This window comes from Nocardia sp. Root136, assembly GCF_001427185.1.
Lineage (GTDB): Bacteria > Actinomycetota > Actinomycetes > Mycobacteriales > Mycobacteriaceae > Nocardia > Nocardia salmonicida.
The window spans coordinates 493,405-512,909 of record NZ_LMFE01000007.1; the positions used below are offsets into that span (position 1 = coordinate 493,405).

Annotated in this window: 17 protein-coding genes; 8 read left to right on the forward strand and 9 right to left on the reverse strand. The window is 68.0% G+C overall.

What is annotated here, in order from left to right; genetic code table 11:
- Positions 1 to 48: 48 nt before the first annotated feature.
- Complete coding sequence (locus tag ASD42_RS19255; protein ID WP_056818553.1) at positions 49 to 1,227, forward strand: acyl-CoA dehydrogenase family protein; 1,179 nt, start codon at positions 49 to 51, stop codon at positions 1,225 to 1,227.
- Between the two features lie 22 nt (positions 1,228 to 1,249).
- Here ASD42_RS19255 and ASD42_RS19260 read toward each other — a convergent pair whose 3' ends face one another.
- Both ASD42_RS19260 and ASD42_RS19265 read right to left on the reverse strand, forming a co-directional pair.
- Positions 1,250 to 4,051, reverse strand: coding sequence for an ATP-binding protein (locus ASD42_RS19260; protein WP_056818554.1), 2,802 nt, complete (start codon positions 4,049 to 4,051; stop codon positions 1,250 to 1,252).
- 20 nt (positions 4,052 to 4,071) lie between these two features.
- On the reverse strand, positions 4,072 to 5,022 hold the full coding sequence (locus ASD42_RS19265; protein ID WP_063893673.1) for a LysR family transcriptional regulator: 951 nt from the start codon (positions 5,020 to 5,022) through the stop codon (positions 4,072 to 4,074).
- Positions 5,023 to 5,105: 83 nt separating this feature from the next.
- Between ASD42_RS19265 and ASD42_RS19270 the strand changes: the two genes are divergently transcribed.
- The 5 genes from ASD42_RS19270 to ASD42_RS19290 all read left to right on the forward strand — a co-directional run bounded on the left by ASD42_RS19270 (position 5,106) and on the right by ASD42_RS19290 (position 10,488).
- Positions 5,106 to 6,026: a DMT family transporter gene (locus ASD42_RS19270; protein ID WP_056818556.1), complete on the forward strand. Its 921-nt coding sequence runs from the start codon at positions 5,106 to 5,108 to the stop codon at positions 6,024 to 6,026.
- Positions 6,027 to 6,179: 153 nt separating this feature from the next.
- Positions 6,180 to 8,240 (forward strand): ABC transporter ATP-binding protein, encoded by a 2,061-nt coding sequence (locus tag ASD42_RS19275; protein WP_084787201.1) that lies wholly within the window; start codon positions 6,180 to 6,182, stop codon positions 8,238 to 8,240.
- The gene (locus ASD42_RS19280; protein ID WP_056818560.1) at positions 8,237 to 8,977 is read left to right on the forward strand and encodes an energy-coupling factor transporter transmembrane component T family protein; all 741 of its coding nucleotides are present in this window, start codon (positions 8,237 to 8,239) and stop codon (positions 8,975 to 8,977) included. The genes ASD42_RS19275 and ASD42_RS19280 overlap by 4 nt, the downstream gene beginning before the upstream one ends.
- A 161-nt stretch (positions 8,978 to 9,138) precedes the next feature.
- Positions 9,139 to 9,795 (forward strand): ammonium transporter, encoded by a 657-nt coding sequence (locus ASD42_RS19285; protein ID WP_235569698.1) that lies wholly within the window; start codon positions 9,139 to 9,141, stop codon positions 9,793 to 9,795.
- Positions 9,796 to 9,846: 51 nt separating this feature from the next.
- Positions 9,847 to 10,488 (forward strand): cysteine hydrolase family protein, encoded by a 642-nt coding sequence (locus ASD42_RS19290; protein WP_063893674.1) that lies wholly within the window; start codon positions 9,847 to 9,849, stop codon positions 10,486 to 10,488.
- Between the two features lie 63 nt (positions 10,489 to 10,551).
- On the opposite strand, the gene ASD42_RS19295 is transcribed toward ASD42_RS19290, so the two are convergent.
- From ASD42_RS19295 to ASD42_RS19305, 3 genes are all read right to left on the reverse strand, one after another.
- Positions 10,552 to 10,731, reverse strand: coding sequence for an antitoxin (locus ASD42_RS19295; RefSeq protein ID WP_056818562.1), 180 nt, complete (start codon positions 10,729 to 10,731; stop codon positions 10,552 to 10,554).
- A 75-nt stretch (positions 10,732 to 10,806) separates the two neighbouring features.
- Positions 10,807 to 13,065 (reverse strand): ATP-dependent DNA ligase, encoded by a 2,259-nt coding sequence (locus ASD42_RS19300; protein WP_056819289.1) that lies wholly within the window; start codon positions 13,063 to 13,065, stop codon positions 10,807 to 10,809.
- A 49-nt stretch (positions 13,066 to 13,114) separates the two neighbouring features.
- The gene (locus ASD42_RS19305) at positions 13,115 to 13,360 is read right to left on the reverse strand and encodes an antitoxin (protein ID WP_056818564.1); all 246 of its coding nucleotides are present in this window, start codon (positions 13,358 to 13,360) and stop codon (positions 13,115 to 13,117) included.
- A 226-nt stretch (positions 13,361 to 13,586) separates the two neighbouring features.
- On the opposite strand from ASD42_RS19305, the gene ASD42_RS33910 reads away from it, so the two are divergent.
- On the forward strand, positions 13,587 to 13,703 hold the full coding sequence (locus ASD42_RS33910) for a helix-turn-helix domain-containing protein (RefSeq protein WP_235569748.1): 117 nt from the start codon (positions 13,587 to 13,589) through the stop codon (positions 13,701 to 13,703).
- Positions 13,704 to 13,880: 177 nt separating this feature from the next.
- Here ASD42_RS33910 and ASD42_RS19310 read toward each other — a convergent pair whose 3' ends face one another.
- Both ASD42_RS19310 and ASD42_RS19315 read right to left on the reverse strand, forming a co-directional pair.
- Positions 13,881 to 15,014: an MBL fold metallo-hydrolase gene (locus ASD42_RS19310; RefSeq protein WP_056818565.1), complete on the reverse strand. Its 1,134-nt coding sequence runs from the start codon at positions 15,012 to 15,014 to the stop codon at positions 13,881 to 13,883.
- Complete coding sequence (locus tag ASD42_RS19315) at positions 15,014 to 15,742, reverse strand: enoyl-CoA hydratase (protein ID WP_056818567.1); 729 nt, start codon at positions 15,740 to 15,742, stop codon at positions 15,014 to 15,016. Before ASD42_RS19315 ends, ASD42_RS19310 begins: the two co-directional genes overlap by 1 nt.
- Positions 15,743 to 15,833: 91 nt before the next feature.
- Here ASD42_RS19315 and ASD42_RS19320 point away from each other — a divergent pair, with 91 nt between their 5' ends.
- Positions 15,834 to 16,961 (forward strand): NAD(P)-binding domain-containing protein, encoded by a 1,128-nt coding sequence (locus ASD42_RS19320; RefSeq protein WP_056818568.1) that lies wholly within the window; start codon positions 15,834 to 15,836, stop codon positions 16,959 to 16,961.
- Here the strand turns inward: ASD42_RS19320 and ASD42_RS19325 are convergent.
- Positions 16,942 to 17,796 (reverse strand): aldo/keto reductase, encoded by an 855-nt coding sequence (locus tag ASD42_RS19325; protein WP_056818570.1) that lies wholly within the window; start codon positions 17,794 to 17,796, stop codon positions 16,942 to 16,944. The genes ASD42_RS19320 and ASD42_RS19325 overlap by 20 nt on opposite strands.
- A gap of 101 nt (positions 17,797 to 17,897) precedes the next feature.
- Positions 17,898 to 19,409 carry a carboxyl transferase domain-containing protein gene (locus ASD42_RS19330; protein ID WP_084465534.1) on the reverse strand — a complete coding sequence of 504 codons (1,512 nt, stop codon included), beginning with the start codon at positions 19,407 to 19,409 and terminating at the stop codon, positions 17,898 to 17,900.
- Positions 19,410 to 19,505 lie beyond the last annotated feature (96 nt).

Consider the following 19,505-nt stretch of genomic DNA (forward strand, 5'->3'; position numbering starts at 1 on the left):
ACAGCGCACGACAGCGGCGTAACAGCACGCCACCGAACAGTAACTCCCATGACTCAGACGATCATCGAATCCCGCACCATCCCGACCGACATGCTGGAACGGTTCCGGTCTCGCGCGGCCGCACACGACCGTGACAACACCTACTTCGCCGAAGACCTCGCGGAGCTGCGCGGCATCGGCTATCCGGCCGCCGCTGTCCCCGCTGAACGTGGCGGCTGGGGTCTGGACCTGGCCCAGCTCGCGGCGAGTCAGCGCCGCCTGGCCGCCTACGCCCCCGCCACCGCGCTGGCGATGTCGATGCATTCGTACTGGATCGGCATCGCCAACGAAATGGCACGGGCCGGTGACGACTCGCTCGACTGGATCTACGACGAGGCGCTGGCGGGCGAAATCTTCGCGGCTGGCCATGCCGAGCCGGGCAACGACATTCCGGTGCTGCTCTCGACCTGCCGGGCCCGTCGTGTCGACGGCGGGTACCGGCTCACCGGGCACAAGCAGTTCGGGTCCAACGGGCCCGCGTGGAAGTGGTTGGGCGCGCACGCTCTCGATGCCGACGCCGAAGGCGGACCGAAGGTGGTGCACGCCTTCGTGAAACGCGGATCCGACGGTGCGACAGTAGTCGAGAACTGGGACACGCTCGGCATGCGTCCGACCCAGAGTCACGACACCCACCTCACCGACGTCTTCGTGCCCGATGTCCGAATCGGCTGCGTGATGCCTGCCGGTGATGCCGAGCATCCGTTCCTGATTGGGATGACGATGTGGCCGCTGTCGCTGATCGGGGCCGTGTACCTCGGAATCGGCGACCGGGCACTGGAATTGGCGGTTGAGAACGCGCGACGCAAGAAGTCGATGGCGATCGAACGTGGCGCGTACGCCTACAACCCCTTCGTGCAGCACCAGATCGCGTCGATGTTTCTGGAGCTCGACGCCGCCGACGCGGTGCTGACCAAGTTCACCACGGACTGGGTGACCGGTGCCGATCACGGGGCCGACTGGGCGCCGAAGGTGTACTCGATGAAGTGGCGGGCCGTGGAAGCCGCCAAGCGGGTGGTCGATACCGCACTCGATGTGGCGGGCGGGGCGGCGATGCTCTCCGGCAACGAGCTCGAGCGGCTCTACCGCGATGTGCGGTGCGGCGGTTTCCATCCCGGCAACGACGCGCTGACCCATGAGATGGTCGGCAAGGCGGTGCTCGGGATTCTGGGCGAGCAGCCGCGCTGGTGATGCCGTTGGCCCGCAGGAGGATTCACGCCTGCGGGCCGAGGGCCGTGAAGGTGTAGTCGAGGATCTCGTCGTTGTCGAGTTCGGCTCCGAGGCGGCGAGCGCGGTCGAAATCGTTGGCGCCCAGAGCTGTTCGCAAGCGGTGTGACAACTGGTCGAGAACCTCGCGATCGGATCCGAGGGGCTGATCGGCGGTGGCGGCGCGGATGGCACCGTCCAGGACCGCCGCCTGTTCCGCCCGGCCCAGCTGGTCGAGCAGCAGTGCGATCGAGCGCAGCATCACCCACTGGGTGGACCACATTCCGGCGCGCTGCCAGCCGCGGATCAGCGCGGGATAGGCCGCCGCGGCCTCGGCCGTTCGACCCGAACGCACATCCAGGGAAGCGCGCGAGGCCCCGGCCACACCGGTCACGAATGTGGTGCCGGTGGCTTCCGCCATCCGTAGCGCCCGGTCGAGCAGGTCGCGCGCCCGGTCCTGGTCGATGTCCAATACGGCTTCGCCTGCGCAATAGAGCACGTAAGCCGCGTAAGGGGAAGTGACGGAGCCGATTTCGTCGACCAGCGCGGCAGAGCGTCGTTCTGCGGTCGGATCGCCTGCGTAGCCGAGCAGCATGATCCAGGTCGCCATATCCATGTTCGGCGACGGCCGATCCGGGATGACCCCGGCGCGGCGATACCACTCGGCGGATTCGTCGAAGCGGCCCGAGAACAGGTCACAGACGCCATAGGCGCCGTAGGCGTTATAGGGCGGGTCGTCGCAGACCGCGAGCGCGCGACCGGCTCGTTCGTAGGCACCCGACAGGTCGCCTGTCATCCAGCGCGCGTACGACGCCGCCGCCGAGACCTCGGCGGCGAGGCGGCCGGTGGCGTCGGGATCGGCCGCGATCACGAGTTCGGCCCAGCCGAGGACATCCGGACGCAGCCTGAGCAGGCCGTAGTCCATCAGGGCCGCGACGAGACGGGCGGCGTTCGCGGTGTCGCCGTGGTCGAGCAGCCAGTGCAGGGCGCGCTGGAGCTCGGTGATCGCGTCGTCGATCCGGGAGATGACGGTGGCCGAACGGGCGAGTTCGCGACCGGCACGCTCGACCCAGTCGACGAAATAGTGAGCGTGCCGGGCACCGGTGTGGTCATCGGCGGTCGCGCGTTCGGTTCGGCCGAACGTGCGCAGAGTTTCGAGCAGGGCGTAGCGGCGGCCGGGCGCGCGCGAGACCAGTGATCGTTCGGTGAGTTCGGTCAGGCTGTCGGCGGTCGGACCCAGGTCGGTGCCGCAGACCGCTGCCGCGGCGGCGACATCGAAAGGTCCGGAAAATACCGACAGGCTCGTAAAGGCTTCCCGCAGAGCCGGGTCGAGCAGATCCACCGACCAGGCCACCGCGGCGGCGAGCGAACCGTGTCGGGTCGCGGTGCGGTATCCCGCCGACAGAAAGTCGAATTGACGGTCCAGCCCGGCCGCGATCTCGTCGACTTCGTGCGAATACATCCGTGCCGCAGCCAATTCGATAGCGAGCGGCAGCCCGTCCAGGCGGGAGACGATCGCGCAGATCTGGTCGACGGCAGCGGGGTCGAGGACGAGCTCGCCGGTCGCCGATGCGGCGCGTTCCAGGAAGAGTTCGACCGCGGGGGACCTATGGCCTCCGACCTGGAGCGGGGGCACGCGGCGCACATGTTCGCCGGCTACACGCAGGCGTTCGCGGCTGGTGGCGGCAACCCGCACACGTGGGCAGCGGCGCAGCAGCAGGTCGACGAGTGCGGCGACAGGTTCGATAACATGCTCGCAATTGTCAAGGAGAACAAGCATTTCCGTGGTTCCGATGACGCCTACGATGCGCTCCGCGAGTGGGATTCCAGGCCGTACGTCGATGGCCAGTGCGGCGGCGACCGCTGCGACGGCTCCGTCGGCATCGGTCCCGGCCAGTTCACACCACACCACCGAGGTATCGGTGTGCCGATGTCCCAGTTCGAGCAGCATCCGGGTCTTGCCGACGCCGCCGGGACCGACGAGAGCCACCAGGCGGGTGTCGGCGAGCAAGGCCTCGGTCTCGGCCAGCAGGTCGTCGCGCCCGACCAGGGAGGTCACCGACATCGGAAGTCGCTGGGACGCTTCGGTCCCCCGGTCATCGGCGAGCAGCTGCTGGTAGCGCCGCTGCAGTAGTTCCGAGGGCTCGGTACCGAGTTCGTCGGCGAGGAGTCGGCGGAACTCGTCGTAGACCCGGAGCGCGTCGGCCGTTCGGCCGGTCGCGACCAACGCCTCGATCAGCAAGGCGCGCGGGTGTTCTCGCAACGGATACTCGTCGACCATCGCACGCAGCTCAGCGGCCAACCCGTCGGTCCGACCGTCGGCGAGCCGCTGAGCCGCATCGACCTGCCCCGCTCTGACCCGGAGTTCTTCCAGCCGCGCCGATTCTGCCCGTGCCTCGTCCACCATGTCGAGTTCCGGATACGCAGGTCCGACCCAACGCCGCAGGATCGCCGCGGGCGATCCGTCACCATCGAGAATCTTGCCCAACTCGTCGACGTCGACCACGATCCGCTCCGGATCCAGCCGGTACCCGTTCCCCACCGACCCGATCACCTCCGGCATCACCCGACGCAGACGCGACATATGACTGTGCAACGCGGCCGACGGATTGTTCGGCCTGCCTTCCGGCCACAACAACTCGATCGCCGCGTCCACCGACACCACCGCCCCACGGCGCAACACCAACAACGAGAGCAACCGCCGAGGCAGCACCCCGCTGGGCGTCACCTCGCCGCCGTCGGGCCCCCACACCCGCAACGGCCCGAGCACAGCGCACCGATACCGCTCGGACCGAACGCCACCGGACACTGTTCCGCCTTTCCGCGCCTTCAGCGCGTCGTCCGGGAGCTCGACTGTGCGCCCTCGGCCGACGGTGTCACGAGGCGGCCGCGAGGTCGAACAGCCAGTTCATCGAGCAACTCCATCGTTCGGAGGACGACTGGATTGTAAGACTCGGAGTCCTTGATGTGCGCGCAGATCGTGCGACGTGGAGTCGGGTTGGTCAGCTCCAGCGCACAGGCGCCGGACGGCAGATCCGTGGCGCCGAGGCGAGGGACAACGGTGAGGCCGACACCGCGCGCCACGAATCGCAGCGCGGACGGGTAGTCGGTGGTCTCCACGACGAATCGGGGGGTGAAACCCGCTGCGGCGCAGGCATTCAGCATCGCCTGCCGGCAGGGTCCGTGGCTGGTGTCGTTGTCGATCCAGCGGTACTGCTCGAGTTCGGCGACGTCGACGGTGGTGCGCGCCGCGAGCTCGTGGTCGCCGGGGACCACCACCACGTACGGCTCGGTGATCAGGTCGCGGTGGGAGTAGCCGGAGACCTGGGTGGGTTTGTCGAGGCGCACCGTAAGGGCGATGTCGGGGCGGTTGTCCGCTATCGCGGCCAGTTCGTCGACGATCCGGAGCCGGACCCTGGTGTCGGGGAATTCGTGGGTGAGGGTGGCGACCACGTCGGGCATCCAGTTGGTGCCCGACGAACTGAACGAGTTGATCGTGATCCGGGCGGCCTTGCCCGCCCGTAGGTCCGACACCGTCGACCCGAGCGCGGTCAACTCGTCGAGCACCTTGGCGGCCTCGCCCGCGATCACCCGCCCCGCCGGGGTCGGCTCCACACCGCGACCCACTCGTTCCAGCAATCGCAAACCGGTTTCCCGCTGGAGCGCGGTGAGGTGCTGGGAGATCGCCGACGGGGAATAGCCCAGCGTGGCCGCCGCCGCGGCCACCGAGCCGGTCGCGACCACCGAGCGGAAGATCATCAAGCGGTGCGTGTCGATCATGGGACTCCTCGATTCAGTTCTACTGAATATTAGATGGCGAATACCCGCTTGTGCTTACCTCTCCATGGGTCCACCGTAGAGGCATGAAGTCACACCTGCCCGCGCTCGCCCTGGTCGCTGTGATGCTGGCCTGGGCATCGTCGTTCGTGATCATCCGCGGCATCGCGCCCTACGTCTCGCCCGCGGCGATGGCGTCCGGGCGACTGCTGGTCGGTGCGATCGTGCTGGTGCTCGTGCTGGTGTTTCGCGGCGGCCGGATGCCGCGCGGCCTGGCGCTGTGGCTCACGATGGCTTACGGCGCACTGTGGTTCGGGCTGTACACGGTGCTGGTGAACGCCGCCGAACAGCATCTCGACGCGGGCACCACCGCACTCCTGGTGAATATCGCGCCCATCGTGGTCGCGGTGCTGGCGGGCTTGTTCTTGAACGAAGGCTTCCCGCCGCTGCTCGTGGTGGGAATCGCCGTCAGCTTCAGCGGCGCCGCGATCATCGCGTTCACCGGACCGGGGCAGCGCGACCGCGTCGGCGTGCTGCTCGCGGTGGCCGCCGCCCTGCTCTACGGGATCAGCGTGGTGGCGCAGAAACTCGTCCTGCGCTCCACCGACCCGTTGACCGCGACGGCCCTCGGCGCGGTGGCCGGTGCTGTCGTCTTGCTGCCGTGGGCACCGAAAATGGCACACGAACTGGCCGAAGCACCCCTCTCCGCCACGGTCGGCGTGGTCTATTTGGGCCTGGTCTCGACCGCCCTCGCCTTCCTGCTGTGGGCCTACGCCCTGGCCCACACCCCTGCGGGAGTGACTGCCTCATCGAGCTACGCCGTCCCCGCGCTCGCCATCGTGATGTCATGGATCTTCCTCGCCGAGGTCCCCACCCCCACCGCACTGCTCGGCGGCGCACTGTGCCTGACCGGCGTCGCGATCGCCCGTTTGCGGCCGAGTATGTTCCACCGACGCCCACAGACCGCACCGGTACAGCAGGACGGCGCGGCCCCGGCGTATCGGTAGCCACCGCTGCCATCTACGGCAAACCCACACAACCTCCACATCAGCCCCACACCCGCAACCGCAGCCCCCTGGCAGACTGGACACGTGAGAGACAAGCCCGTGGGTCTGCCCAGCGGTCCCCTGCGCCCGATCGAACTGGCAAGCGGCGCGGTGATGGCCGGACTCACCGTCGGCCTCATCACCGTCGGCTCACTGGTTCCCATGGCCGCCGCCCTCCAACTCGTCGCGGCAGTGCCCTTGGGCCTGCTCGCCCAGCGGTATCGATTGCGAGCGCTGGTCACCGCCACTATCGCGGCGACGCTGGTCACGTTCGTGGCCGCAGGCGTGATGCCTGCGCTCGGCGTCATGGGCGCGGCCACCATGGCCGGAATCATCGGAACGGTGAAACGCCGTGGCGGCGGATTCCCCGCGGTGCTGGCTCTCGGAGTCGTCGCGGGCGTGGGCTGGGGAGTGTTCTCCGTCGGCAGCCTGCTGGTCTTCTCGCGAACCAGGGACCTGTTCTTCGAAGCGTTCCGCAACACTGCCAAGGGCATCGAGAATTTGGCGGGCCGGACGCCTGCGCTGGAGCCGCTCGGCCGCATGGCCGCCGAGGCCGTCGACGTGGTGCTGCGCTGGTGGTGGATCTACATCGGGACCACGGTGGCGCTCGGCGTGCTGGTCAGCACGGTGATCTCCTGGTTCGTTCTCGGGGCGGTACTCGATCGACTGGCCTGGCTGCCGGGCAGCGATCGGCTCGACGCGCCGCCCGACGATCGGCCGGTGGGACCGCTGCCGGTGTCTCTGCACGGGGTCGGCTATCGGTACGAAGGCACCGATATCGATGCGTTGGCCGATATCGATCTCACCATCCGGCCGGGCGAGTTCGTCGCCGTCGTCGGGCACAACGGATCCGGCAAGTCGACGCTGACCAGAGTTCTGGCAGGCAGGCCGCCGACATCGGGCGCGGTGGACCGCCCTGGTTCGGCGGGCCTTGGCGCGCTCGGTGGGACCGCGCTGGTCCTGCAACGTCCCGAGAGCCAAACTCTCGGCGTCTCGGTCGCCGACGATGTCGTGTGGGGACTGTCGGCGGAATCGGCCGCCGAGGTCGACGTCGACGCGCTGCTCGCCGAGGTCGGCCTCGCCGACATGGGCGCCCGCGAAACCGCCACCCTCTCCGGCGGCCAGCAACAGCGTCTGGCCGTGGCCGCCGCGCTCGCCCGCCGCCCGGCTCTGCTCATCGCCGACGAAGCCACCTCGATGATCGACCCCGACGGCCGCCGCGAACTCGTCGCGTTGCTGGCCGAACTCCCGCGCCGACACGGCACCGCCGTGGTCCTGGTGACCCACCACGAAGCCGACGCGACCGCCGCCGACCGGGTGATCCACCTCGCCGACGGACGCATGGTCGACCATCTCGCGAGCTGGCCACACCCCGCCCGCGACCAGCGCCGCAGGCCGATGGGCGCCCCCGTGCTCGAACTCGCCGACGTGCACCACACCTACAACCGCGGCACGCCGTGGGAGGCACCGGCCCTGCACGGCGTCGACCTGTCGGTCCACAAGGGCGAGGCCCTCCTGATCGTCGGCGGCAACGGGTCGGGCAAGTCGACGCTGGCCTGGATCATCGCGGGGCTGATCGCGCCGAGCTCGGGACGTTGTGAACTGCGCGGCACCGCGGTCGACAAGCAGGTCGGCGGGGTCGCGCTGGCCTTCCAGCACTCCCGGCTGCAACTACAGAAGCAGACCGTCGGCGCCGAGATCGCCGACTGGGGTGGACGGGCGACCGGGTCGGGCGCGGTCGGGCAGGCACTGGACGCGGTGGGCCTGGATCGCCGCCTCGCCGCTCGTTCCGTCGAGGAACTCAGCGGCGGGCAGGCCAAGCGGGTGGTCTTGGCCGCCATGGTGGCGAGTCGTCCGCAGGTGGTCGTCCTCGACGAACCACTGGCGGGCCTGGATCCACAGGGTCGCGCCGAGATCGTGGAACTGCTTGCCCGGCTGCGGGATTCGGGTCTGACGTTGGTCATCATCTCCCACGATGTCGCCGAGATGTCCATGGTCTGCGACCGCACGGTGCACCTGGACGGCGGCGTGGTGGTCTCGGCGGACGGCCACGCGATCCCGAGAACCGAACGCGCACTGGAGAAATCGGCTTTTGTAGCCGGTCTGCCCCTAGGCCGTCGCGGCGACGAAGGCGCGACGGCACACACCAGCGCACCGAAAGGCACCACCCCATGAGCACAGTGCTGCTGCGTGAAGTACCGGTCGACAGCGTCGTGCACCGCCTGTGGGCAGGCACGAAGATGATCGCGGCGTTCCTGATCAGCCTGCTGCTGATGTTCCTGCCGTCCTGGCCGGTACTCGGCGTGATCACGGCTTTCCTGGTCCTCATCTGGGTGCTCGCGCGGCTGCCGCTCGGCGCGATTCCTCGACTGCCGTGGTGGTTCTGGGGCCTTGTCGTGCTCGGCGGTCTGATCAACGCGCCGATCGGGATGAAGGCGGTGCTCGGCTACATCCAGATCTTCGTGTTCGGACTGGTCCTGGTGGCCGCCTCGTTCCTGATCGCCTTTACCACCCCGATGGGCGAGATCGCCCCCGCACTCGCCAAACTCGGTGCGCCGCTGCGTAGATTGCGGCTGCCCATCGACGAGTGGGCCGTCGTGGTGGCGCTGACGCTGCGCGGATTGCCGCTGCTGTTGGACGAGATCCGGGTACTGCGCGCCGCTCGCAAGCTGCGGCCCAAGGACAACCTGCTGCACCGCGCCGCCGACAACCCGCTCATCGACATCCTCACCGCGTGCATGGCGGTGTCGTCGCGGCGGGCGGGCGAACTCGGCGAGGCGATCACCGCACGTGGCGGCACGGGGATGCTGACAGCGCACCCGAGCGCACCGCACCGTCGGGACGCGATCGCCCTCACCCTCGTGGTCGCGGTCTGCGCGGGCGCGGTGCTGCTCAGCAACGTCATCGGCTGAGGCACGCCGCAATACCCCGAATTCACTGCCCCGAAACCCTATGGCGAGATATGGTTCGTCACGAAAATCGAGCTAGGCAGCTTCACGCGCCGGTCACGAGCTTTCTCGGGGGAAATCACGCCACGGCGCTTGTTCGAACACTCACGCCTGATGAACTCCAGATGGGAAATGTTCATATGATCATCCGCAAGATCGCCGCGGCCGCCATCCCGATGCTCGCTGCCGCCCTGGTGGGCACCGGAGTAGCCGGCGCCGACCCGGTGACGCCGAACGTCGAGTACCGCACCGAGGTCGTCGGCAACACCCTCATCACGACCCTGACGCACGGCACCTTCACCGTCACCGGCGGTGCGGTCGACATCCGCGACGAAGCGGGCGCCACCCTGGTCTCGATGCCGCTGTCGGTCCGCGACGGCAAGTTCGAATACCCGCTGCCGCATACGGTTCGCGACGAGGGCCACGTACTCGAGCTGACCGCGGTGAAGGACGTCGCCGCGGCGAAGCCCAACCTCACGCCGGTCGCCTCGCCCGCCGAGAACTACGCGGCACAGGCGAATTTCGCGTCGACCTTCGGCCTGGCCACGGCCGTCGGCAGCTTCGTCGGCATGGGCCTCGGCGCGGTGATCGGCCTGGTCGTCGGCGGTGTTCTCATCCCCGGCATCGGCGCGATTCCGGGCTTCGTCACCGGCGCCAGCGTCGGCGGCATCATCGGCACGCTCATTGTCGGTGGACCCGCGCTGGTCATCGCCGGTATGGATCTGATCAACACCCTGCAGGCACCGGCAGGCTCCACACAGTGGGCCACGCAGACCAAATAGTCTGCGCCACAGTGTGATTCCCCCGCCGCACCGACGCCTACACTGGCGTCGGTGCGACAAGGAAACGGACTCGACATTCCCGAAACCCTCGGCGATCTGTGCGCGCCCGACCGGATGGCGCTGATCGTCTACGACATGCAGGTCGGTGTCCTCGGCCAGCTGCCCGACGGGCAGGAGATCACCGATCGTGTCGTGCGAGTGGTCGAAGCCGCCCGGCGCGGCGGCTATCCGGTGATCTTCCTGCGGCACTTCTTCCCGCCGCGGCGACTGACCGGCGTGTACGGGATGCGGCTGCTGATGAGCTGGCAGAACGCCGAATCCGTCGACGACGTGGCCTTCATTCTGCAACGCGATACGCCCGCGTTCGAGCTGGTGCCGGAGCTGGTGCCGCGCGAGGACGAGCTGGTCTTCGACAAGATGTCGATGTCGGCGTTCGAGGGCACACCGCTCGCCACACTGCTGCGCGATCTGAAGATCGGCTCCTACGCCATCGCCGGGGTCGCGCTCGAAATCGGGATCGCGCCCACCGTCACCCACTCCACCGATCTGGGTTTCGTGCCCGTGGTGATCGCTGACGCCTGCGGCGGTCGCGACAAGGAAGCGATAGCGCGGGCCTATGACGACTTCGCGTTCCAGGGCAATGCGCTGGTCACCGATATCGAGACGATCTCCGGCCTGATGGCCGGGAACTGACAGCGCGGCAAACAGTCAGCGTGCGGATTCGGCGGGCCGGTGATCATCGGCCCGCCGAGACGATCAGGCCTTCTCGCGCAGGGCGTTCTTGGCCGCGTCCTGGGCGGAATCCACCTGGCCGCTGAACTTGCCGCCGGTCTTCTCGTCCACCACGTCACCGGCCTTGTCGATGACGCCGTCGACCTTGTCCGCATGCTGGGCGGCCAGGTCCATCGCCTTGCCGGCCAGGTTCTTGAAATCCACCGCGCACTCCTCGTTGATTCGACACCGGGTACAACGCGATTACCGTAGCAACATCGCGGATTTCACGGGTGAGCATCATCGTGGCGAACTCGTCACACCGTCCCACACGGGGTGCCACAGGCGTCCGGTGTCGGTCCACGCCTGGAAGCGGACCGTGCCGGTGAGCTCGGGGGTGACCCATTGCGCGTCATGGCGTTCGTCGGCGGTCATCTCGTTGGTGAACGGTGAAGTCGCGCGCCGCAGCCCGGCCAGCTCGGCAGCGATCCGCCGCGCCTGTTCGTCACCGAATCCGGTACCCACCCGGCCGACGTAGATGAGACCGTCCTCGTGCGGCATCCCGAGCAGCAGAGACTTGAACGGTCGTTTGTCGCTGCGCCGCCACCCGCCGACCACCACCTCGCGCGAGCGCCAGTTGCGCTGCTTGAGCCAGGTCTGGCTGCGCTTGCCCGGCTGATACACCGATTCCAGCCGCTTGGCGACGACCCCCTCCTGCCCCTGCTCGCGGCTGGCCTTCATCGCCTCGGCCCCCGAACCATCCAGCAACGCAGTGACATTCATCGATGGCGACAGTTTGCCCAGCGCCTCGAGCACGGCGCGGCGGTCGGTGTACTTCTTGCGCAGCAGGGAGGTGCCGTCGAGGTAGAGCACGTCGAACGCGACGAACACCGCACGGGCCGAATCCGCTTGCAGCGCCGAGATATCCGAGAGTCCGTCATCATCGAGCACCACCGCTTCGCCGTCCAGCACCACCTGGTGCCCGGCCAGTTCCTCGCCGAGAACAGCCAGGCGCGGATACCGAGCGGTCACCGTGTTGCCCGCGCGACTGCGGACGGTGACCGCGCCGTCGTCGATCTCGACGATCACCCGGAAGCCGTCCCACTTGGTTTCGAAGGCCCAATCCGTGGGAGTCAGCGATTCGACATCGCCCGCGGTGGCCAGCATCGGCGACAATCCTCGCGGGAAAACTTTGTCCACCAGGGGTTCCCGACGTGCTTGATCGCGCATCAGGTGCATGAGCCACTGGTCGCCCTTGGTCTGGATGAACGCGTAGCGGCCGGACACACGCTCTCCGTCGAGTTCGACGATCACCTCGTCGGAGCGCCACTTCTCGGTGACATAGGTGCCCGAATCCCAGATCGTCATCTCTCCCGCGCCGTATTCACCCTGGGGAATCGCGCCGTGGAAGTGAAGGTATTCGAGCGGATGGTCCTCGGTGCGCACGGCCAGGCGATTGTGTTTCGGTTCCGTCGGCGGGCCCTTCGGCACCGCCCAGGAGGCGAGGACGCCGTCGTGCTCGAGGCGCACATCCCAGTGCAGGCGACGGGCGTGATGTTCCTGGATGACGAAGCGATTGCCGGGGCCCGGTTCCGGCGTGGCCTCGGGGACCGGCTCGGGCGTGCGCTTCGGGTCGCGCATGCTGCGGTACTTTGTCAGCGAGTCGGGGCGGGCGGGCAGTGGCGGATCGAGATCGGCCAGCAGGTCGCCGTCGGCTTTCCAGCGGGCGAGTACCTCGTCGAAACGTAACTGACGCAACGTATCCGCGTCTTCGATCTCGGCCCAGGCGCGCGGGGCGGCGACATCGGGTTCGGCGCGACCGCGCAGCGAATAGGGGGCGATGGTGGTCTTGGCGGCGTTGTTCTGGCTCCAGTCCAGGAACACCTTGCCTTTTCGGGCCACCTTCGCCATGGTCGCCGTCACCAGATCCGGGTGCAGCGCTTCGAGATTGGCGGCCACCTGCTTGGCGACGGTCGACGCGCCACGCGAACTCAGCGGCCGATCCAGCGGCACGTAGACGTGGATGCCCTTGCTGCCGCTGGTCACCGGGAACGCCCGCATGCCGATATCGGCGACCATCTCCCGCACGGCCAGCGCGACCCGCGCGCAGTCGGCCAGCCCGGCACCGGAACCGGGGTCGAGATCGAACACGATCCGGGTGGCCGGGCCGCGGTTGTTCGCGTCGAAACGCCATTGCGGCACATGGATTTCCAGCGCCGCCTGCTGTGCGAGCCAGGCCATGCCCGCCTCGGAATCGATCAGCGGGTACACCACCCGGCGGCTGGAATGCTCGATCGCGGCGCGGTGGATCCACGCGGGCGCGTGCTCGGGCAGGTTCTTCTCGAAGAAATCGGAGTGGTCGACGCCGTTGGGCCACCGTTTCCTGGTGACCGGGCGACCGACGAGATGCGGCAGCGCCGCCTCGGTGATCGCCGAATAGTAGGCGATCACTTCGCCTTTCGTGGTACCGGTCTCCGGGTACAGCACCTTGTCGAGGTTGCTGAGCTCAACCTCGATGTCCGGTTCACCCGGTGCACCCCGAAATTCGCGGCGGACCATCGACGTCATCGCCAGTGGCGGGGACCGCTAGCGGTCCCCGCGCACCGAATCAGGCCTTGGGTCCGGGATCTGTCGGAGCGGGGCCGCCGTTGGTAGTGCCGGGGCCTGCCTGCGGGGGCACGACCTTCTTGGCCGCGTCCTTGCCCTTCTCGATCTTGTCGCTGTACTTGCCCTTGGTTTTGTCATCGATGAAGGTGCCGGCCTTGTCGACCGCCTCATTGATCTTGTCGGCGTTCTGTTCGACCGCTACCTTGCCCTTACCGAGCAAGCCCTTCAGCGTATCCACGAGACTCATCTGACCGTGTTCCTTTCAAGAGGAGATTCTGTGCCGCTCGGTGTTTCATCAGCAAATCTGATCGAACGTAAGCACACATCAGCACTGTCGCGGCCCGACCGCCGACATGGATCGAAATATGTCTCACCGCTATGACATCGTAACCGCTATAGGTGAGCAGCAACGAGACCCAGCGGGAAGGAGTTGATCGCTGATGTCGAGGTTCGACATCCCTGACGGATGGACGATGCAGGCCTACCGATTCGCGCTCGACCCCACCCCGCGACAACAACGGGTACTCCGATCGCATTGCGGTGCATCCAGGTTCGCGTTCACCACATGCTCGCCCTCGTCAAAGCGGTGATCGATCACCGCACCGCTGGGGCCATCCGCAAGTCCGAGCCTGCGCAAGCGGGCGAGGCAGGAGGCTGTGAAAGGTCTACCCCGACGCAGCGTGAGCTGGATTCGGCGGGGACCGCTTCACCGCAAGGCGAGGCTGCCTGATGGAGCATCACTCACGTTCGCTCACCACAGGCAACACTCACTCCACATCTTCCCACCACGAATCCCGTGGTGGGAGGTCATTCGGAACCACCCTCTGGCCCGGCTTGGGCACTACTACCGGAGTACCCGCGTCGGCGGCGGCCGACACAAAGCGTCGGACCGGTTCGGACCAACCGTGGAAAGCCAGATTGAACGTGGCCCAGTGGATCGGGACCAGCAGTCCATAGGAAGCGTCGCCCAGGCACAGGTCGGCGTGCGCGCGCACCGCCTCTTCGGGGTTCATGTGCACATCGGTCCAGCGCTCGTCGTAGGCGCCGATGGGCAGCAGCGTGAGATCGAAGGGGCCGAGTACAGCACCCGCCTGGGAAAACGCCTTCGTGTAGCCGGTGTCGCCGCCGAAGTAGACCCGCTTGGTCGGGCCCGACAGCGCCCACGACGCCCACAGCGTGGTGTTGCGGACCAGGCCGCGGCCGGAGAAATGCCTGGCCTCGGCACAGGTGATGGTGAGCCCGCGGTCGTCGGCGTCATGGCCGAGCGAGACCGAGCCACCCCAGTCGAGCTCGATGATCCGGTATTCGGGCACGCCCCACTGGCGCAGGTGCGCGCCGATGCCGGTGGGCACGACGAACGGCGCGAGCTGGGTGCGGACGAGCTCGTCGACGGTGGCTTTGTCGAGGTGGTCGTAGTGATCGTGGGAGATGATCACCGCGTCGACCTGCGGCACCTGCGACAGCTCGCCGGGGACCGGGTGCAGACGGGCCGGGCCGACCACCGGGGACGGGGAGACCCGTTCGCTCCACACCGGGTCGGCCAGCACGCGGTAGCCGTCGAGTTCGACCAGCGCGCTCGCATGCCCGTACCAGGTGACCGCGAGGTCGGCGGCCTGCTCCGGAACGGCGGGGGTGACCAGCGGGACAGGGTTCGCCGGGCGACCGATACTGCCCTTGGTGAGCCCCGACCAGATCAGCGACGGTGCGGCGCCGGCGGCGAGCATGGAGCTCGGCTCGGTGTTGTGGAAACGGCCGTCGCGGTAGGAGGATTTGCCGATCGCAGTCGGCGCGATCGCCGACGGACTCGCGCCGATCGAGGTGGGCAGACCCCAGACCGCGCGTGCCACCCAGGCAAGACCGAAGGTGCTCGCCACCGAACCCGCCAGGCGTGTGATGCGCATCAGCGGCCCACGAACTTCGCCGGGCGCTTCTCCTGTCGGGCCAGGCGGCCCTCTTTGGCATCGTCGCTGCTCCACGCGGCTTCCAACGCGGCCCGCTGCTGATCGCTCGCCGGATCGCCGGTGCCGTCGTCGTTGAGCATCAGTTTCATGGCTTGCAGCGACAGCGGCGCGAGTGCCGCGATGGACTTGGCCCAGTCCTTGGCATCGGCGAGCGTGCCGAGCTTGTTGGCGAAGCCGTAGGCGTAAGCGTCTGCGGCGGAAACGGATTCGGCGCCGAGCAGGATCGTGCGGGCGGGGCCGCCACCGATCAGGGCCGCCAGCCGCGATACCGTCCAGCGATCCACCGAGATGCCGAGCTTGGCCGCGGGCACCGCGATGTAGGCGTCGGGCTCGATCACCCGGAGGTCCGAGGCCAGCGCCAGCTGCACACCCGCGCCGAGCGCGCCGCCGTTGATCGCTGAGATCACCGGAACCGGAACGGATTCGATGGTGTGCAGCATGTCGAGCAGACCGCCGAGGAACGACTCCGAGTACACCCCCGACAGATCGGCGCCCGCGCTGAAGATCGGCCCGCGGCCGGTGAGCACGATGGCGCGCGCACCTTGCGCCACCGCGTCGAGTACCGCGGCGCGCAACTGGCCGACCAGGTCGTCGTTGAGCGCGTTGCGCCGTTCCTCGCGCTGCAGTTCGATGGTGACCACATCACCATCGCGAGTCACGCCGAGCATGCATCCTCCCCAGAATCAGCGGATTTCGTGGATGTTCACACTCTGCCACAGCCCGCCGACAACGCCCCGCAAGGCGATAGCATCGACCGCTGTGGTCGATGACTATTCTGCCCCAGACATCCTGGTGATCGGTGCGGGTCAGGCGGGACTGTCCGCCGGTTACCACCTGCGCAAGCTGGGGCTGGCGCCCGAACGCGATTTCCGCATCGTCGACCACGCACCGGGGCCAGGGGGCGCCTGGCAGTTCCGATGGCCGTCGCTGACCCTGACGACGGTGAACCGAGTGCACGATCTGCCGGGGATGTCGTTCGCCGAGACACTGCCCGCCGGATCGGCGTCGGCGCGAGCGGCCACCGCGGTGCCGCACTACTACGAGCTCTACGAAAAGCGCTTCGACCTGCGGGTTCAACGACAGGTGACGGTGAAAGTAGTGTGCGATCGGACCGCTGACGGCAAGAGCTGCGCGGGCCGCGGCGAGGTACTCCAGGTCGAAACCGAGGGGGCGGGCACCCTGCGTGTGCGGGGGCTGATCAACGGCACCGGCACCTGGGAGCACCCGTTCATCCCCCGCTATCCGGGCGCCGATACCTTCGCGGGCCGCCAACTGCACACCCGCGACTACCGCACGGCCGACGAGTTCGCGGGCAAACATGTGGTCGTCGTCGGTGGGGGAATCTCGGCGGTGCAGTTGCTCGACGAAATCTCGCTCGTGAGTTCCACCACATGGGTTACCAGGTCGGAGCCACGGTGGCGGGAGACGCCGTTCGCCGAGCAGGACGGGCGCGACGCGGTGGCCTTGGTGGAGGACCGCGTACGCGCGGGACTGCCGCCCGGCTCGGTCGTGTCGGTGACCGGACTGCCACTCGACGAGCGATTGCGGGCCGCGCGCGAGCGGGGTGCGCTGCGGCGGTTGCCGATGTTCGAGCGGATCGAGCCCACCGGCGTGCGATGGGCCGACGGCAGTTTCCAGGCCGCCGACGTCATCCTGTGGGCGACCGGTTTCCGCAGCGCACTGGATCACTTGGCGCCGCTGCGGCTGCGCGGACCCGGCGGCGGGATCACCATGACCGGGCGATTGGCGACCCAGGTGGCCGTCGACCCGCGCATCCATCTCATCGGCTACGGACCGTCGGCCAGCACGATCGGCGCCAACCGGGCGGGCCGGGCAGCGGCGCGCGAACTGACCGACTACCTCGGGATCAGTCCAGACCGACGCTGAACGTCGCCGGGTCGCCGCCGACCCGCTTGCCCGCGTCGAGGCGGCTGATCGACTCCATCGCCTCGGCATCGAGCTCGAAGGTGAACACGTCGAAGTTCTCGGCGATCCGCGACGGCGTGACCGACTTCGGGATGACGATATTGCCCAGTTGCAGGTGCCACCGGATGATGACCTGCGCGGGCGTGCGCTCGAGTTCCTTCGCGATGCCGACGATGGTCGGGTTGTCGAGCAACGCGCCCTGCCCGAGCGGGCTCCACGCCTCGGTGGCGATCGCGTGATTGGCGCCGTACTGGCGCAGGTCACGCTGGGCAAGCGTGGGGTGCAATTCGATCTGGTTCACCGTGGGGACCTCGCCCGCGTCGGCGATCAGGGTCTCCAGGTCGATCACCCGGAAGTTGGAGACACCGATCGAGCCGATCCGACCCTGCGCCTTCAGCGCCTGGAACGCGCGGAACGTGTCGACGTAGCGTCCGGCGGACGGGACCGGCCAGTGGATCAGATACAGGTCGAGATAGTCCAGGCCGAGGCGCTGCATGCTGGTATCGAAGGCGCGCAGGGTGCTGTCGTAGCCCTGGTCGGCGTTCCACAGCTTGGTGGTGATGAAGAGTTCGTCGCGGGGAATCCCCGATTCACCGACGGCGCGGCCTACGCCTTCCTCGTTTCCGTAGACCGCGGCCGTATCGATGCTGCGGTAGCCGACCTTCAACGCCTCGGCCACCACCCCGGTGACGTCTTCCGCGGGCACCTGGAACACACCGAAGCCGAGCTGTGGGATCACGTTCCCGTCATTGAGCACGATGGTGGGGACAGGGCTGCTCTCGCTGCGGAAGGTCACCCTCTCGAAGGTAGAAGTGGTTCGGTGTGGCGTCAACGACGGCGCGTCGCGTGTTTCCCCCTCGCTCGTAGCGGGGCGCTGGTCAGGGGATCGCCCTCGGTTCAGTACCCGGCTCCGGCAAGTCCGATTCGCCGGTACCGGGCCTGCCGCATCGTGCGCAGTTCGGCGGGCTCGTGGGTGCGCAGCGCTGCCAGTTCCGCGGCGATCGCGAGAACCGTGCGGCGAGCGAAGGCGACGGGTTCGTCGGCGGCGTCGGGATACTCCTCGACGATCTGGTCCACCACACCGTCTTCGAGCAGGTCCGCCGATCTGATGCCCTGCGCCGCGGCCATTTCCGGCGCGTGCGTGGTGTCGCGGAACACGATGGCGCTCGCACCTTCCGGCGGCAGCGGGGCGAGCCAGCCGTGCCTGGCGGCGAGCACCCGGTCGGCGGGCAACAGCGCGAGCGCGCCGCCGCCGGTGCCCTGACCGAGCAGCACCGAGACCGTCGGGGTGTCGAGGGTGACGAGATCGGCAAGGCAGCGGGCGATTTCGGGAGCGAGGCCGCGTTCCTCGGCTTCTTTGGACAGAGCAGCGCCGACGGTGTCGATGACGAGCACCAGCGGCAACCGCAATTCACGCGCCAGGACCATCGCGCGCCGCGCCTCGCGCAGGGCCGCCGGGCCCATGGTGTGCTCGCCCTCCTGGCCGGACCGGTCGTGTCCGAAGACGACGCACGGTTGTCCGGCGAAGCGGGCGAGGGCGAGCAGCACCGTGCGATCGGACTCGCCACGGCCGGTGCCGCTGAGCGGAACCCGTTGCGTCGTATGGCGAAGCAGGTCCCGAATGCCCGGTCTGCCCGGCCTGCGCGAGCTGAGCACCGAATCCCAGGCGCTCGCAGTCGGATTCGCCGGTGTCGCCGGACTACGCACCGGCGCAGCCCAACCCGGCTCGGTCGTCACCGGAACAACGGCTCCGCCCGCGACGCTCATCGCCCGGTGCGCGATGCGGCGAAAGATCTCCACCGTCACCACTCCGTCGATCACACCGTTGCGATAGAGGTTCTCCGCGGTCTGCACGCCGGGCGGAAAAGCCCTGCCGTACAACGCCTCGTACACGCGCGGTCCGAGGAATCCGATGAGCGCGCCGGGCGCGGCGAAGGTGATGTGTCCCAACGAACCCCACGAGGCGAACACTCCACCCATCGTCGGATCGCGTAGGTACACCAGATACGGATGGCCCGCCGCCTTGTGCACAGCCACCGCGCCCGCGATCTTCACCATCTGCACGAAAGCGACTGTCCCCTCCTGCATCCGAGTGCCGCCGGAGGTCGGCGAGGCGATCAGCGGCAGGCCGAGTTCGGTAGCGCGCTCGACCGCGCGCACGATTCGCTCCGACGCGGCCACCCCGATCGACCCGGCCAGAAACGCGAACTCACAAGCGATCACCGCGACCCGGCGCCCCCGCAACAACCCCTCCCCCGTCAACACCGCCTCATCGGTACCCGCCCGTTCCGCCGCGGCGACGAGCTCCTGCCGATAACGCGGCGACATCACCGGCTCGATCGGCGCACGATCCCAGCTCACGAAAGAGTCCGCGTCGAGCAACTGTTCGAGCAGGTCATCGGCCGACATATGCACGCTGTGAGCGTAGCCGGAGCGAGTTCGAGTGGTTCACACAATCATGACGTTACGTTGCAACACCTTGACTTTCTATTGTGTTTTTACAAC

What these genes read in the sequence shown, in the direction of transcription:
- ASD42_RS19255 (WP_056818553.1), top strand. Translation starts at nt 49, where the DNA reads ATGACTCAGACGATCATCGAATCCCGCACCATCCCGACCGACATGCTG.
- ASD42_RS19265 (WP_063893673.1), bottom strand. Translation starts at nt 5,022, where the DNA reads ATGATCGACACGCACCGCTTGATGATCTTCCGCTCGGTGGTCGCGACC.
- ASD42_RS19270 (WP_056818556.1), top strand. Translation starts at nt 5,106, where the DNA reads ATGAAGTCACACCTGCCCGCGCTCGCCCTGGTCGCTGTGATGCTGGCC.
- ASD42_RS19275 (WP_084787201.1), top strand. Translation starts at nt 6,180, where the DNA reads ATGGCCGGACTCACCGTCGGCCTCATCACCGTCGGCTCACTGGTTCCC.
- ASD42_RS19280 (WP_056818560.1), top strand. Translation starts at nt 8,237, where the DNA reads ATGAGCACAGTGCTGCTGCGTGAAGTACCGGTCGACAGCGTCGTGCAC.
- ASD42_RS19285 (WP_235569698.1), top strand. Translation starts at nt 9,139, where the DNA reads ATGGGAAATGTTCATATGATCATCCGCAAGATCGCCGCGGCCGCCATC.
- ASD42_RS19300 (WP_056819289.1), bottom strand. Translation starts at nt 13,065, where the DNA reads ATGGTCCGCCGCGAATTTCGGGGTGCACCGGGTGAACCGGACATCGAG.
- ASD42_RS19305 (WP_056818564.1), bottom strand. Translation starts at nt 13,360, where the DNA reads ATGAGTCTCGTGGATACGCTGAAGGGCTTGCTCGGTAAGGGCAAGGTA.
- ASD42_RS33910 (WP_235569748.1), top strand. Translation starts at nt 13,587, where the DNA reads ATGCAGGCCTACCGATTCGCGCTCGACCCCACCCCGCGACAACAACGG.
- ASD42_RS19310 (WP_056818565.1), bottom strand. Translation starts at nt 15,014, where the DNA reads ATGCGCATCACACGCCTGGCGGGTTCGGTGGCGAGCACCTTCGGTCTT.
- ASD42_RS19315 (WP_056818567.1), bottom strand. Translation starts at nt 15,742, where the DNA reads ATGCTCGGCGTGACTCGCGATGGTGATGTGGTCACCATCGAACTGCAG.
- ASD42_RS19330 (WP_084465534.1), bottom strand. Translation starts at nt 19,409, where the DNA reads ATGTCGGCCGATGACCTGCTCGAACAGTTGCTCGACGCGGACTCTTTC.